8 protein-coding genes and 1 pseudogene are annotated in these 16,174 nt (G+C 61.5%); 7 read left to right on the top strand and 2 right to left on the bottom strand.

Annotated features, from left to right (window positions below):
- Positions 1–7 precede the first annotated feature (7 nt).
- The gene (locus AACY49_RS25950) at positions 8–1,402 is read left to right on the top strand and encodes an efflux transporter outer membrane subunit (RefSeq protein WP_339527278.1); all 1,395 of its coding nucleotides are present in this window, start codon (positions 8–10) and stop codon (positions 1,400–1,402) included.
- 130 nt (positions 1,403–1,532) lie between these two features.
- On the opposite strand, the gene pvdP is transcribed toward AACY49_RS25950, so the two are convergent.
- Positions 1,533–3,161 carry a pyoverdine maturation tyrosinase PvdP gene (gene pvdP, locus AACY49_RS25955; RefSeq protein ID WP_339527280.1) on the bottom strand — a complete coding sequence of 543 codons (1,629 nt, stop codon included), beginning with the start codon at positions 3,159–3,161 and terminating at the stop codon, positions 1,533–1,535.
- A 327-nt stretch (positions 3,162–3,488) separates the two neighbouring features.
- Here pvdP and pvdM point away from each other — a divergent pair, with 327 nt between their 5' ends.
- The 6 genes and pseudogenes from pvdM to AACY49_RS25985 all read left to right on the top strand — a co-directional run bounded on the left by pvdM (position 3,489) and on the right by AACY49_RS25985 (position 13,180).
- Positions 3,489–4,859, top strand: coding sequence for a pyoverdine-tailoring dipeptidase-like protein PvdM (gene pvdM / locus AACY49_RS25960; protein WP_339527282.1), 1,371 nt, complete (start codon positions 3,489–3,491; stop codon positions 4,857–4,859).
- Positions 4,856–6,136, top strand: coding sequence for a pyoverdine-tailoring periplasmic protein PvdN (gene pvdN, locus AACY49_RS25965; RefSeq protein WP_339527284.1), 1,281 nt, complete (start codon positions 4,856–4,858; stop codon positions 6,134–6,136). The genes pvdM and pvdN overlap by 4 nt, the downstream gene beginning before the upstream one ends.
- Positions 6,137–6,146: 10 nt before the next feature.
- Positions 6,147–6,263 (top strand): annotated as a pseudogene (locus tag AACY49_RS25970) (metal ABC transporter ATP-binding protein); the annotation flags it as partial.
- A 34-nt stretch (positions 6,264–6,297) separates the two neighbouring features.
- The gene (gene pvdO / locus AACY49_RS25975; RefSeq protein WP_339527286.1) at positions 6,298–7,185 is read left to right on the top strand and encodes a dihydropyoverdine dehydrogenase; all 888 of its coding nucleotides are present in this window, start codon (positions 6,298–6,300) and stop codon (positions 7,183–7,185) included.
- Between the two features lie 131 nt (positions 7,186–7,316).
- A complete protein-coding gene (locus AACY49_RS25980) occupies positions 7,317–8,975 on the top strand; it encodes a cyclic peptide export ABC transporter (protein WP_339527288.1) in 1,659 nt (552 codons plus the stop codon).
- A gap of 29 nt (positions 8,976–9,004) precedes the next feature.
- The gene (locus AACY49_RS25985; RefSeq protein WP_339527289.1) at positions 9,005–13,180 is read left to right on the top strand and encodes an amino acid adenylation domain-containing protein; all 4,176 of its coding nucleotides are present in this window, start codon (positions 9,005–9,007) and stop codon (positions 13,178–13,180) included.
- 170 nt (positions 13,181–13,350) lie between these two features.
- Here the strand turns inward: AACY49_RS25985 and AACY49_RS25990 are convergent, their stop codons facing one another.
- Complete coding sequence (locus tag AACY49_RS25990) at positions 13,351–15,831, bottom strand: TonB-dependent siderophore receptor (RefSeq protein WP_339527290.1); 2,481 nt, start codon at positions 15,829–15,831, stop codon at positions 13,351–13,353.
- Positions 15,832–16,174 lie beyond the last annotated feature (343 nt).

The raw sequence follows: 16,174 nt of genomic DNA on the forward strand, positions 1-16,174 counted from the left end.
TCGATCTATGAAACCGCAACTGAGCCTGTTGACCCTTTGCCTGTTACTCGGCGCGTGTGGCCACCCTGCCCCGCGCCCGGACAGCGGCATTCAACCCCCGCTGGCCTGGCAATCGCCGCACCGCGAAAGTGCTTCCCGGACGAGCCGGCAATGGTGGACGCAGTTTGGCAGCCCGCAGCTTGATCGCTTGATCGAACAGGCCCGCGTCGGCAGCTATGACCTGGCCGCCGCCATCGCTCGCGTGCGCCAGGCCCAGGCCGACACGGTGATTGCCGGCGGCTCGCAGCTGCCGGAGGTCAAGGCCGGCATGAACGCCAACCGGCAGAAACTGCTGCGCGGCAACGGCTACAGCCAACTCGATGCCAATAGCAGCAACAAAGCCGTGGACTACTTTGACGCCAACCTCAGCGCCAGTTACGAACTCGACTTCTGGGGCGGCAAACGCGCGTCCCGGGACAGCGCGCACTATGGGCTGCGAGCCAGCGAGTTCGATCAGGCCACGGTTGAATTGACCTTGCTCAGCGGGGTGGCCAACAGCTACGCGCAAGCCTTGTCGCTGGGTGAACAAAGTCGCATTGCCGAGCTGAACCTGGCCAATGCACAGAACGTTTTGAAACTGGTGCAGACCCGTTTCGACTCAGGCTCGGCCACCGCACTGGAACTGGCGCAACAGAAAAGCCTGGTGGCGGCGCAACAACGGCAACTGCCGCTGATTCGCCAGCAAGCCCAGGACGCACGGATCAGCCTCGCCGCCCTGCTTGGCCGGCCGGTCCAGCAACTGCCGCCTGGCCAGGAGTCCTTCGATCAACTGCAGTGGCCCGCCATCGGTGCCGGGCTGCCCAGCGAACTGCTCAGCCGTCGCCCGGACATCGCCCGCGCCGAAGCGCAACTGGCCGCCGCCCAGGCCAACGTCACGGTCGCTCGCGCCGCCATGCTGCCCGCCGTGACCCTGAGCGCCAGCATCGGCTCGGGCGCCAACACCGCCAACGATATTCTGCGCAGCCCTTTCTACAACCTCACCGCCGGGCTGGTCGCGCCGATTTTCAATAACGGCCGCCTCGGCGCCGAGCGCGACAAGGCCACGGCCCGTCAACAAGAACTGCTGGAAACCTATCGGGGCGCGATCATCAACGGTTTTGCCGACGTCGAAAAAGCCCTCAATAGCATTCGCGGCCTGGATGAGCAGCGGGAGTGGCAACGCGAAGAGCTGAACCAGGCACAGACCGCGTTCAACATTGCGCAAAGCCGCTATCAGGCCGGGGCCGAGGATTTGCTGACGGTGCTGGAAACCCAGCGCACGCTGTACGCGGCGCAGGATTCGAATGTGCAGCTGCGGTTGTCGCGGTTGCAGGCGAGCGTTGCGTTGTACAAGGCGCTGGGTGGGGGGTGGCAGGCGCTGTAATTTGCGTCGTCAGTGAGCCCGCCATCGCGAGCAGGCTCGCTCCCACAAGGGTTTGTGTTTGCCGGATGATTTGGGCACGACACATAACCTGTGGGAGCGAGCCTGCTCGCGATTGAACGATGACTCGGTCTCAGCTGGTAATCGGCTTGACCTTCAGATTCCGCGCATACCACGGCCGTTGCGGCACCCGCCGGAACAAATCCGCCAGTTTCTTTTCATCAGTGCCGAAGGTGATGCGCAGCGCCAGCTTCATGGTTTCCGGGTCCATTTCCACCGACTTGCCGACCTGCAATCCCGGCGTGGTGCTGCAGCCGTGGGTGCTCGGACCAAGCCACGGATCATCGACTTCAACCCAGCGCCCCGGCGCGAACCAGCGCACGCCGTTGACCTCAAGCCGGCTGACCTCCCCCGGATGGAAACGTTCGTGGGCGCGGAACCAGTCTTCCAGACGATCGTCGATCCAACCGTGAAAGTGCCAGAACACAGGGTTCACGTGGGATGAAAACGGGTCACCGAGGAAGTCGTTTTCCGGCGCATACCAACGCGCGGAAAAGTCCGCCGGATCCCGGGCGAAAGGCACCGGCTGACCGTTGGACGGATCGCGTGGCACCGAGGCCCAGCGCATGTGCAGCCAGTCGTGCAGGCCCAGCTCGACCTCTGAACCGAACTGCCCCAGGGTCATCTTCGACAGATAACGCGGGTCGCGATAACGGGACTCCCAGACCTGAAAATTGCTGTGGTAGGTCTCGGCGGTCTTGATGTCGCTGACCCACCGGGTGTACTCGGTGTCTTCGGCTGCCAGCCAGGTGGGCGGCAGCGCCGTGCCATCGTGATTGTCGAAATAGCGGGCGAAGCCCTGACGGTCGCGTTCAAGCTCCGGCTGCGGCATCGGAAAGCTCGACCAGGACGGCAGGTCCTGCATCGAACGCGCCGTGCCGAGCATGTGCCGGTGCATGAAGAAAAAGTCGACCCCCGAACCATTACGGTCCTTGCGCGGCCCCCGGGCATCGCGCTCATTGCCTCGCGGTCCCGGCTGCCAGCCGATACCGCGCAAGGCACCGCGCTGGGCTTCGGAGAGTTTGTGCCATTTGTCCCGCGTGGCATGCCAGAGCTGGTGGAACAAGCGGTGTTCGGCGGAAATCAGCCACGCCAGCAACGGCGGATTCAGACCGACCCGCTCCCGGGCTTCGGGAAACAGTCGTTTGCGCGCGACAAATCGATTGTCCAGTTCCGGCAAACCGAGCGGGTGATCCAGACGCAGAATCCGCCCGCTGAGCGTGCCACTGCCGGCATTGCCGAAATCAGCCCAGACCTCATCGAGCATGACCGCCAGCTCATAGGCCGGCGCACCGTTGGCCGATTGTGTGTCGACCAGGCGCCAGTACAACTGGCTGGCGTCAGGCGACACCAGATCGCCGATCACCCGGTAACGCGGTTCGGCTTCGCTGCGTAACTGCTGCGCGGTATCGAGGCAGCCACGCAGGCCACGGCCACGCTGGGCGATGTCGATAAACAGCTCCAGCCCGCTCTGCGGTAAACCGTCGAGACCTGCCCGGGATCCTTCAAAGCGGATATCCCAGATCCCTCGCAGCGAGTTGGCCAACTGCTGACCCGCAGTGTCCGCCAGGTCGACCGTCGCTTCGCCAGGGGTGATCGTGGGGTCGGGTTTCGTCCATTCGCGATGCCCATAATAAGCCGCAGGCACGGCAGCGCCAGTCAGCGCCAGGCCTGCCATGAACCATCGTCGAGAAATCGTCATTGCCCTACCTGTGTCAGCCATGAAGCAGGCTTTATCCAAGCTAGAACGTTTGTTGCGCGGGGAAATTTAAGCGTGCCAAACACAATCCCCTGTGGCGAGGGAGCTTGCTCCCGCTCGGCTGCGAAGCAGTCGTAAATCCGGCGCATGCGGTGTGCCTGGCAGAACGAGGTTGCAGGTTTCAGGACTGCTTCGCAGTCCAACGGGAGCAAGCTCCCTCGCCACAAGGTACCGCACAGAATCCTAATTTTTTCTGCCAGCCACTCGTTCCTCCCAGATAGCAAAGGCCCCTGCGCCTGCACCGGGGCGGCGAACCTGACAGAGATGGCAATGACAAAACCACGTTCGAAAAAGGCTCTTTACATCGGCCTGCCGCTGGCCTTGGCGATCAGCGCCGGCGCAGGCTTGGCGGTCTGGTATTACGTGTTCAAGGACAACCCCGGTTACCCGATCAAGGTCATGAAACAGGCCGACGAGTTGCACGAGCGCATGCTCTCCTTCGACAGCCACATCAGCCTGATGCAGAACTTCGGCACCCAGGGCAACGAAGCCGACAAGGACGGCAAGGGCCAGTTCGACCTGGTCAAGGCCAACCGTGGACAGCTGTCCGGCGCGGCCCTGACGATTTTCGGCTGGCCGGAACTGTGGAATGGCGCCAACGCGCCGCACAGGCCCACCGCCGGTTTCGTCGAAGAGGCACGCAACCAGCAAGAGATCCGCTACAAGATTATTTCCGGCATGGTCCGCGACTTCCCCAACCAGGTCGCCATCGCCTACACCCCCGATGATTTCCGTCGCTTGCACGGTGAAGGCAAGTTCGCGATTTTCATCAGCATGCTCAATGCCTACCCGCTGGGCCATGACCTGAACCTGCTGGACCTGTGGACGGCACGCGGCATGCGCATGTTCGGCTTCAGCTACATCGGCAATAACGACTGGGCCGACTCTTCGCGCCCCCTGCCGTTTTTCAACGATTCGCCAGACGCCCTCGACGGCCTCTCCAACCTGGGCAAGCAAGCGGTGCATCGCTTGAACGACCTGGGCGTGATCATCGACGTGTCGCAAATGTCGACCAAGGCCCTGGAACAAGTCGCGCAATTGAGCCGTACACCCATGGTCGCTTCGCACTCGGCGCCACGGGCAATGGTCGATATCCCGCGCAATCTCAGCGACAAGGAAATGCAGCTGATCAAGAACAGCGGCGGCGTGGTGCAGGTGGTCGGTTTCTCCCAATACCTGCGCCCGCTGACCCAGACCACCCAGGACAAACTCAACGAATTGCGCAAAGAGTTCGACCTGCCGCCCCTGCCGAACCTCGCCGTGGCATTGATGCCGGGCGATCCGGTCATCGCGGCCTGGCCGGAGAAAAAATTCGGCCAGTACGCCAGCCGTCTCTACGCGATTCTTGAAGAAGAACCCAAAGCCACCCTCAAGGACCTCGGTGACGCCATCGATTACACAGTGCGAAAAATCGGCATCGACCATGTCGGCATCAGCTCCGACTTCAACGAAGGGGGCGGCGTCAAAGGCTGGGAAAACGTCGGTGACATTCGCAATGTCACGGCGGAACTGATCTCCCGTGGCTACTCCGAGGCGGACATCGCCAAGCTCTGGGGCGGCAACTTCCTGCGGGTCTGGGATCAGGTGCAGAAAGCCGCCAAGCCGGCGCTGATTTCACAACAAGGCACGAGCAAACCATGAGCGATCGTCGCACCTTTCTGAAACAGGCCGGGATCCTCGCCGCCGGCCTGCCCTTGACGGCCGGCCTGGACAACGTCGCCAGCGCCACGCCACAGCCCTCGCAGCCTGGGGACAAATGGGCGCAGCTGCGGCAGCTGTTCGACCAGGATCCGGACTACCTGCATTTCTCCAATTTCCTGATCACCTCGCACCCCAAACCGGTACGTGAAGCGATCGAGATGCACCGTGCCGCCCTCGACAAAAACCCCGGGCTGGCGATGGACTGGGACCTGGGTGTGATCGAGCCGCGCGAAGAAGAGGTGCGCGTCTGGGCCGGTCGTTACCTGCAAGCCAATGCCAAACAGATCGCCTTGACCGGCAGCACCACCGAAGGCCTGGCGATGATTTACGGTGGCGTTCATGTGCGCCCGGATCAGGAAATCCTCACCACGGCCCACGAGCATTACGCGACCCACACCATCCTCGATCTGCGCACCCAACGGGACGGCACCCGGGTGCGCAAGATCAGTTTGTTCAAGGACCCGCAGACGGCCTCCAAAGCGCAGATCCTTGCCGTGATCGACCAGAACATCAAACCCGAAACCCGCGTACTGGGCATGACCTGGGTGCACTCTGGCAGCGGCGTGAAACTGCCGATCGCGCAAATCGGCGCGCTGGTGGAAAAGCACAACCGCCACCGCGCCGAGCAGGACCGCATTATTTACCTGGTCGACGGCGTGCACGGTTTTGGTGTCGAGGACCTGAGTTTTCCAACGATGAACTGCGACTTCTTCATCGCCGGCACCCACAAATGGATGTTCGGCCCCCGTGGCACGGGCATCGTGTGCAGCCGCAGTGAGGAGGTCAAATACGTCACGCCGATCATTCCGACCTTCTCCGAAGCCACGGCGTTCTCCACCACCATGACGCCGGGCGGCTACCACTCGTTCGAGCACCGCTGGGCGCTGAACGAAGCCTTCAAGCTGCATTTGCAATTGGGCAAGGCCGATGTTCAGGCGCGTATCCATGCCCTGAACAGCTATATGAAAAAACGCCTGCAAGCGCACCCGCAGATCGAACTGGTCACGCCCCTGAGCCCCGAACTGTCGTCCGGTTTCAGCTTCTTTCGGGTCAAGGGTCAGGACAGCGACAAGATCGCCGCCTGGTTGATGCAAAACCGCGTGATCGCCGATGCCGTGGAGCGCGACGTGGGTCCGGTGATCCGCACGGCGCCGGGGCTGCTCAACACCGAAGCAGAAGTCGACCGCTTCATCGCGTTGCTCGGCAAACAGCTCTGATCCCAGCCCCATGATGAATAGCGCAATCCATGTGGGAGCGAGCCTGCTCGCGAAGGCGTCCAGTCAGTCAACATCATCGTTAAATGACACACCGCATTCGCGAGCAGGCTCGCTCCCACAGGTTTCGCGCCTTTCCTTTCAACTTTTTATCGAGAGCAATGATGAACAGTGAGCTGCGTAGTTTTTCCTTGAAGACGCTCCCCGCACTGGCCTTCGCCGCCGTGGTTGCCGGCCTGCTGCCGGGCATCGCTCAGGCCGCCGCACCCGCCCCGCCCGGAAAGGTGTTCAAGGACTGCAAGGACTGCCCGGAGATGGTCGTGCTGCCCACCGGAACCTTCACCATGGGCACCCCGGACAATGAAGTGGGGCGCGAACCCGACGAAGGCCCGTTGCACCCAGTGACCTTTACCAAACCGCTGGCCATCAGCCGCTTTCAGGTGCTGGCCGGCGAGTGGGACGCCTACCTGCGCGACAGCGGTTACGTCATGCCCGACGGCGACACCCGGCCGGGCCGCGAGTGCAAGGCCGGCGTGCCGCGCTATGAGCGCACGGCCAGGCATCCAGCGGTGTGCATGGACTTCCCCGAGGTCAATGCCTACGTGACCTGGCTCTCGAAGAAGACCGGCAAACACTATCGATTGGTCAGCGAATCGCTGCGTGAGTATGCCGCCCGCGCGGGCAGCAGCGGCCCGTTCCCCTTCCCGTTCGATGAAGGCAAGGAATACAGCATCGCCAAACACGCCAACACCTACGGCGCCGCCGATGGCTACAACTTCACCTCACCGGCGGGCAGTTTCCCGGCCAACGCCTTCGGTGTGTATGACATGCACGGCAACGTCTATGAGTGGACCGCCGATTGCTACAACGAGAATTACGTCGGTGCACCGAGCGATGGCAGTGCGTGGTTGACCGGCGAATGCACAGCCCGGCGCATTCGCGGCAATGACTGGGGTGAAGCACCGGTGTTCTCGCGTTCGGGCAACCGTAATGCCACCTACCCCGACACCCGTGGCGACTGGATCGGTTTTCGCGTCGCGCGAGATCTTTGAGGCTCCCTCCTCCTGTCGCATGACCTGCAACAAACCCGTGCGCGGCTAAATCGCCGCCCACGGGTTTCGTCTTTTAAGCAGCCAAACTCTTGAACCTTTGCCCTTTAGCGGCACTTGAAGCGGAAACTTCCATGACCTCAAAATCCCGCGGAGCCTTCAGTGAAGTCCTCGGCCTGCTCAGGCCTTTCCGGGTCATCGTTGTGGTGTCGATCATGCTCGGCATGCTCGGTGGCCTCAGCATCACCGCATTACTGGCGACCATCAATGACGCGCTGAACGCCGCCGACACCCCGTCAACCCGGGTGTTGGCAACGTTTATCGGCCTGTGCGCGGTGGCGTTGCTGACGTCGATCCTGTCGGACATCGGCACCAACCATGTCGGGCAGCACATCATTGCCGGGCTGCGTAAATCCCTGGGGGAAAAAGTCCTGTTGGCACCGATCGAACAGATCGAGCGCTTCCGCAGTTATCGGCTGATTCCGGTGCTGACCCACGACGTCGACACCGTCAGTGATTTCGCCTTTTCCTTCGCGCCGCTGGCCATTGCGTTCACCGTCACCCTCGGGTGCCTGAGCTACCTGGCCTACCTGTCGTTGCCGATGTTTGCCTTGCTGCTGGTGGCCCTGGTGATCGGCACCGCGCTGCAATACGTGGCCCGGGCCAAGGGCATCAAGGGTTTCCAGGCGGCTCGCGAAGCCGAGGACGAACTGCAAAAGCACTACAGCGCGATTGCCGCCGGCGCCAAGGAACTGCGCATCCATCGTCCGCGCCGCCAACGCATGTTCAGCCAACGCATCGAAGGCACCGCTGATTTCATCTGCAACACGCACATCCGCGCGGTCAACACCTTCGTGGTGGCCAAGACCCTTGGCTCGATGCTGTTTTTCGTGGTGATCGGCCTGGCGCTGGCCCTGCAATCGCTGTGGCTGGGCACTGATAAAGCGGTGCTCAGCGGGTTCGTGCTGGTGCTGCTGTACATGAAGGGCCCGATGGAATACCTGGTCACCACCCTGCCGGTGGTCAGCCGCGCCAACATTGCGTTCAAGCGCATCGCCGATCTGGCGGAGCAGTTTTCTTCACCGGAACCGCACCTGCTGCTCAGTGACAAAGACGCGCCGAAACCGGTGGTCGAACACCTTGAATTGCGCGACGTGCATTTCGCCTTCCCGGCGGTGGACGGCAGCAAGCCCTTCGCCCTCGGGCCGGTCAACCTGTCCATCGTCCAGGGCGAGATCGTGTTTATCGTCGGCGAGAATGGCGGCGGCAAGACCACGCTGATCAAGTTGTTGCTAGGGCTGTATGCGCCGCAGGGCGGGGAAATCATCCTTAACGGTAAGCCGGTCCTGGCGCATGACCGCGACGACTATCGCCAGTTGTTCACCACGATTTTCGCCGACTACTACCTGTTCGACGAATTGGTGCAAGGCGAACAGAACGTTCCCGAAGACGCCAACCGTTACCTGGAACGCCTGGAAATCTCGCACAAAGTCAGCATCCGCGATGGCGCCTTCAGCACCACCGACCTGTCCACCGGCCAGCGCAAACGCCTGGCCCTGTTGAACGCCTGGCTGGAAGAACGCCCGGTGCTGGTGTTCGACGAGTGGGCGGCCGACCAGGACCCGGCCTTCCGGCGCATCTTCTACACCGAGCTGTTGCCGGAACTCAAATACCTGGGCAAGACCATCATCGTCATTTCCCACGACGACCGTTACTTCGATGTCGCCGACCAATTGGTGCGGATGGAAGGCGGCAAGGTCGTCGCGCAAAAAAAACCGTTGGCGACCGCCTGAACGATCCACCGCCGACTACGAGAGCCCCGATGAACGATTTGATCGATGATGATGTACTGGCGCTGTTGCTGGCCGATGCCGGTGATCAACCCCAAGGGATAACCACCCGCGCCAACCAGCGCCCGGCGCCGCTGTCTTTCGCCCAGCAGCGGCTGTGGTTTCTCCAGCAACTGTCACCGGACAACGCGGCCTACAACCTGCCCCGTGTCATGCGCATCACCGGCCCCCTGGCGCCCCGGCGGCTGGAAACAGCCCTGAACAAGGTGCTTGAGCGTCACGATATCTTGCGCAGTGCCTTCGTCGAAATCGATGGTTGCGCAATGCAGGTGGTCGATGCGCAGGCAACACTGGTGCTCGGCCATGAAGACCTGTCGGGTTTGTCGGACGAGGCCCGCGCCAACCGGATCGCGCTACGTATCGAGGCCCAGGCCGGCACGCCGTTCGATCTGCGTCAGGCGCCGCTGATGCGGGCGACACTGCTGCAGATTTCGGCCAACGAGCATCTGTTGCTGATGAACATGCACCACATCGTTTCCGATGCCTGGTCCAATGCCATTCTGATGCAAGACCTGACACGGGCCTTTGCCCAGGCCGGCAGCGGCGATACATCACCCTTGCCCCGCCCGGCCATCCAGTACGCCGACTATGCCGCCTGGCAGCGTGGCGAATACCTGCACAGTGCAACCTGCGCCAGCAGCGCCGAATACTGGCAAGAGTATCTGGGGCAAACATTGCCGGCCCTCGATCTGCCGGTGGACTTCCCACGAAATGCCCGGCACAGCCACCCTGCCGGGCAGTATGACTTCAGTGTGCCCGCGCCCCTCGCGCAAGCCCTGAACCGCTTCTGCCAGCAGCAAAAACTGACGCCTTTCGTCGTGACCCTCGGGGCCTGGCAATTGTTATTGAGCCGCTACAGTGGCCAATACGACTTTACCGTCGGCGTACCCAACGCCACCCGCAATCGCAGCGAAACCCAGGATCTGGTCGGCTTTTTCGTCAGCGCCCAGGTGTATCGGACGCGCATTGATCCGCTGCTGTCCTGCGCAGACTTTCTCCAGCGGCTGCGGCGCGAATCGCTGGCGGCGCTGGACCATGCGGATTACCCGCTGGAGTTGAGTTTCGATGCCCTGCAATTGCAGGCCAGCGCACAAGCCAATCCGCTGTTCCAGGTGCTGTTCAACTGGCGGGCCGACAGCGTGGAGCCTGCGCACATCGATCTGGACGGACTGGTGTTGGAGTTTCTTGACGCGGGGTCGGGTCAGGCCAAGTTCGATTTGTCGCTGGACGTCGCGTACTCGCCACACGGCCTGGCGGCGAGCCTGGAATACAGCCGCGACCTCTACACCCCCGAGACCATCGAGCGTCTGGCCGGGCACTGGCAGAATCTGCTACAGGCACTGGTCGATGATCCTGATCGCGCGCTCGGCGAACTGCCGTTGCTGGGCGAGGATGAGCGACAAGTGCAGTTGCAGCAGTGGAACCCGCCCGTGTCGGCCCAACCCGAGGAAGGCGTGCATCAATTGTTCGAACGCCAGGCGCTGGCCACACCGCACGCGGTGGCGCTGATCTGCGACGATCTTCAGCTCAGCTACGCCCAGCTCAACGCCGCCGCCAACGGCCTGGCCCACTCCTTGATTGCACAGGGTGTCGGACCGGAAGTGCTGGTGGGCATTGCCGTGGAGCGTTCGGCGCAGATGATCATCAGCCTGCTGGCGGTGCTCAAGGCCGGCGGCGCTTATGTACCGCTGGACCCCGACTACCCGCGGGAACGCCTGGCCTGGATGATTGAAGACAGTGGCCTGAGCGTGTTGCTGAGCCAGCGTTCGCTGCTTGATCGGCTGCCGTCGTTGCCTGGCGTCCAGCGACTTTGCGTCGACGACATCAATGTCCGGGGGACGCTGCCCGCCCCCAACCCGCCTTGCCGCACTACTGGCAAGAACCTCGCCTATGTGATGTTCACGTCCGGCTCCACCGGTCGCCCCAAAGGGGTCGGCATCACCCAGGCGGCGTTGACCCGTCACGCCCAGGTGGCATTGGCGTTTCTTGGCCTGACCGCACAGGACCGTTCCCTGCAGTTCGCCACGTTCAACTTCGATGCCTTCGTCGAGCAGCTTTACCCGGCGTTGATCTGCGGCGCCTCGGTGGTGCTGCGCGGGCCGGATATCTGGGACAGTGAAACCTGGTACCGCGAACTGCTCGACAAACAGTTCAGCGTCAGCGACCTCACCACCACCTACTGGAACATGCTGGCCAAGGACTTCGCCGCAGCCGGTCAGCGCGACTACGGTGCATTGCGGCAAGTGATCGTCGGTGGCGAAGCCATGCCACCGGAGGGCGTGGCGGCCTGGGGCAAGGCCGGGCTCGGGCACGTGCGGCTGCTGAACACCTACGGGCCGACGGAAACGACGGTCAGCGCCACGGTGCTCGATTGCAGCGACTACGTGACGGGGCATATCGCCCTGCCCAAAAGCATGCCGATCGGCCAACCTCTGGCCGGACGTGCGATTTACCTGCTCGATGCCGGCGGCCAGCCGGTGCCGGTGGGCGTCGTGGGTGAACTGGTGATTGCCGGCGACCTGCTCGCACGGGGTTACTTCAAGCGACCTGAGCTCACGGCCGAGCGCTTCATCCCCGACCCGTTCGATGCTCAGGGCGGCGGCCGTCTCTATCGCACCGGCGATCTGGCGCGCTACCGCGCCGACGGCGTGATCGAGTATGCAGGCCGGTTGGATCACCAGGTGAAGATTCGCGGTTTCCGCATCGAACTCGGGGAAATCGAGTCATGCCTGCTGCAATCGCCCCAGGTCCGTGAGGCGTTGGTGGTTGCCCGGGAAGGCGCGGCGGGTTTGCAGTTGACCGGCTATGTCGTGGCGCAAAGCGACTCGCTGAACGAGCAGCAACACCTCGACCTGCGCGAAACCCTCAAGACTGAACTCAAGGTCAATCTGCCGGACTACATGGTGCCCAGTCATCTGTTGATACTGGCCGCCATGCCGTTGAGTCCCAACGGCAAGCTGGACCGCAAGGCCCTGCCGCTGCCCGACCTCAGCCAGACACAGCGGCCCTTCATGGCGCCCGACACGCCGCTGGAAAAAGCGCTCGCCGAACTTTGGCAAGAAGCGTTGCAGGTCGACCGTGTCAGCCTGGACGACAATTTCTTCGAACTGGGCGGCCACTCGATTCTGGCCATTCAATTCATCTCGACCCTTAACACGCGCCTGGGTATCAAACTGGCGCTGCAACAAATGCTGGCTCACCCCAATGTCCAGGCGCTGGCCAGATTCATCGCCCTGGAACATCAGCAGAATGCGCAGTGCGTGGTCGAACTCAATGCCTCGACCGCGTCGGCACCGCCACTGTTCTGCCTGCACCCCAGCGGCGGTATCGTGTTCTGCTATCAGCCGCTGGCGAAAAAACTCAGCGCCCACGCCCGGACCTTCGGCGTGATGCACAAGGGCTTCGCCGACAAAGACTCGAACCCACAGACCTGGGCCGAGATGATTGCCGACTACAGCGCACAGATCGTCGAAAAACAGCCCCACGGCCCCTATCGATTGATGGGCTGGTCATTGGGTGGCGCGATCGCCATGGACGTCGCCGCTCACCTGGAACGCCAGGCCAAGGAAGTAACCTTCCTCGGCCTCGTCGACACCACCTTGCCCGAACATGACTTGCCCGCGGATCTGCCGCGCAAGCCTCTGGAAGAAGACAACCCGAACCACCTCAGCGCGGAAAACGAACTGCTGGCAGCACTCGAAGTATTCAACCTGATGTTCGCGCATCTGGAACCGGCGGCGGCGAACTTCATCGCCCGGAACCCGACGGCCGACCTCAAGGCCTTCTATCGCTGGGCCAGCGCACAGACGGCGACCGGGGAACAGGAAATGATCGCGACCCTGGAAGGTATCAAGCAGGAGATCATGAACGCCCAAGCCTATGCGATACATGAGCGTCTGGTGGCGGCGTTCGAAGAGTTCTCGCTGCCGCTGCTCAAGGTCCAGGTCAGTTGCTGGTGGTCGCTGTCGCATAAAACCCTGGAGCAGGTGCTGCATTCGGAACAACTGCTCAGGGCCCACAACGTGACAGGCCAATTGCACACCTCGATCCACTCACCGCTGCCACACCGCAGCATGATCTACGCCGAGTCGCTACTCGAGTCGTTTACCGAAGTGTTCCTCGGCTGCCAAGGTGAGTCATGTAGCTGACCTGGCGACGGCAAAAAAAACGCAGAAACCATGGCTTCTGCGTTTTTGTTTGTACTTCAGGTAATCGATCAAAAGATCGCAGCCTCGCGGACTCGGCAGCTGCTACAAGCATTAGCCCGCGCCCCTGGTAAAAGGGCGCGGGCCGGGACATTGACGCTAGTGCAAAGGACTCAGAACTCCGGTGTGTACTTCACGCTGAACATCACGTTGCGTGGATCACCGTAGTTGTTGTTGCCGTTAATCTGGTTGTAGGCCGCTGCGAAGTAGGTCTTGTCAAACAGGTTGTTGGCATTCATCGCCAGCTCGATTTCCGGGGTGAGCTGGTAACCGACTCGGGCATTCCACACGGTATAACCCGGAACGTTGACGGAGTGGTCGAAACCTACCGTGTGGGTTTGTGCGGTAAAGCCCACGCCGGTACTCACACGGCTCCAGTCGCCGCTCAACTGATAATTGCCCCACACACGCAGCATGTGTTTAGGCGTCCACCAGCTGAAGATTTTGCCTTCGTTATCAGGGTCGTCGAGGTATTGGGTGGTGTTGTAGGTGTAGCCGGCAAACAGTTGCAGATTGTCGATCACTTCGCCGCTGATTTCAGCGTCCAGACCCTGGCTGCGCACTTTGCCCGATGCCGTCGAGCAATACCAACCGTCGCAGGTTTGCGCACCCTGCGTATCGAGAACGGCACGGTTTTCCTGGTCGTAACGGAACAGGGCCACGGATGTATTGATCCGGCCATCCATCAACTCGCCCTTGAGACCCACCTCGTAGTTACTGCCGACAATCGGTTTAAGTACCGAGCCGGCGGTATCGCGTTCAGTTTGCGGTGTATATACGTCGGTGTAACTGGCGTAGACCGCCCATTCACGGCTCAGGTCATAAATGATGCCGGCGTAGGGCGTGACTTCCCCGGTTTCGGTGGCGGTGCTTTTTGGATCGTCTGTAATGCCGGTCGCGGTCTGGGTCGAAGACTTGTAATTGTAGTCGTACCAACTGACCCGCGAGCCGAGCACCAGGGTCAAGTCTTCAACAGGCTTGACCCGCCAGCTGCCGTACAGGCCTTTCTGGCGGATGTCGTATTGGCTGGGAGTCCCACGACCACCGGGGCTATTGATCAAGCCTTCGTAGCTGATCTGCGGACGGTCGTGATCAATGTCGAAGATATTGTCGGAGCTGTCATTGAAGGTTCGGGCGTATTTGTCGTCCGAGGTGTATTTGGAATAGTTGCCGCCCACCATGATTTCCTGCTGCATGGACAAGGCTTCGAACTTGCCGGTGAGGTTCATGTCCAGAGCGACTTTGGTGGAGTCCATGTCCGTCACGAAGTCAGCGTATTGCACGCCGCTGCCATCGGGATTGATGCCATCGCCGGAGGATTGCACCCGCTGGTTCTTCGCCTTGTTGGTTTCCGTCATGCGCACGGCGCCGACCTTGAAGGCCCAGTCGTCGTTGAAACGGTGTTCCAGATCGGTGTAGAGCGTGGTGACGTCGATATCCGAATGGTTCCACTTCGCCCCGGTGTACGTGCTGCGCGGCAGGTCGATGGGTTTACTGTCGGAGTAACGCGGGAAGCCGCGGACATTCGAGCGCGATTCGCCGTCGGACTGGCTGACCGCCACGCCCACGGTAGTGGCTTCGCTCAGATCGAAGTCCAGCGCGCCGTACAGCGAGGTGGTCTTGTACCATTCGGAATCAACGAACGTGTGGGTGTCGTCCTGGTCGACAAGGAAACGTCCACGGATGGTGCCGTTCTGGTTCAACGGCCCACCGGCGTCCAGTTGCAGACCGTAGTGATCCCAGGAGCCGGCCTTGCCGGTCAGGGTCACGGTCGGTGTGGCCTGACCGCGCTTGCGCACCAGGTTGACCGCGCCACCCGGGCTGCCGGTGCCTTGCAGCAAGCCCGACGCACCGCGCAGCACTTCCATGCGGTCGAAGAAAATCAAGTCCTGCGTGGCCCAGTTGCCCAGCGCGTAAGTGTTGCGCGGGATCGGCACACCGTCGTACTGCCAGTCATCGATCTGGAAACCGCGCGAAGAGAGGATCAAACCTCTGCCAACGCCTTGGGCACCGACCAGTCCGGTGGTCTTGTTGGCCGCGTCCTTGAGATCGACGATATCCTGATCATCCATTTGCTTGCGGGTCATCACCGTGACCGACTGCGGGATTTCCTTGAGGGTGTGGGTGCCCTTGCCGATGGTCACGGCATTCGAGGTGTAGGAATTCGAACCTTCGGTGGTCGCGCCCACCTGTTGCGCGTTGATGGTGGTGGCGCCCAGTTCCAGACCCTCGGTCGAACTGCCGCGTACCAGCATCAGCGTGTTGCCTTCAAAGCTGTAGTGCACGCCCGTGCCCTTGAGCAATTGGGCAATCGCCGCTTCGCTGCTCAACTTGCCGCTGACGCGTGTGCTGCGCAGGCCGGCCATGTCATCGGCGTTGTAGATCACCTGCTGATTGGTCTGCGTGCCAAACGCCTGCAGCGCCTGAGGCAAAGGCTGGGCAGGAATGTTGAGGGTGAAGTCTTCGGCGTGGACCTGCGCGCTGAGCGGCAGCAGGCAAGCCATGCCCAGACCGGCCAACGAGCGACGCGAGCACAGGGTTCTGGCAATGACCAAGGCCTTGAACAGAGGTTTCAACTCATGAATTGCTGACATCGTGCTCTCTATTTTTAATTGAAATGGATAGGATCCATGGGCAACCGAGTGCCCTGCCGCTGCCTGGACCTGTGAACCGCCTGGATCGGCTGCCATCTCGGGCAACACGTCGCAAGTCGATGACCGGCCCCTCCCCGGGCTCGATCGTTTGTCCGGGCAGCGGTAAAAATGTGTACGGCTGGGAAAAACTGAACCCTGTGGCTACCCTGCCCGGCTCGATTTATCTGCTTACGTAAGTAAGACGCAGCACCGTGCAAAAACCGGAATGAGTTTATTTATCATTTGCGCAAAAATTCAAAAAAAAGGCCGACGCATTGGGCGTCGGCCTTTTTTTTCTGCTACT

It is taken from the genome of Pseudomonas sp. EL_65y_Pfl2_R96 (genome assembly GCF_963970905.1).
Lineage (GTDB): Bacteria > Pseudomonadota > Gammaproteobacteria > Pseudomonadales > Pseudomonadaceae > Aquipseudomonas.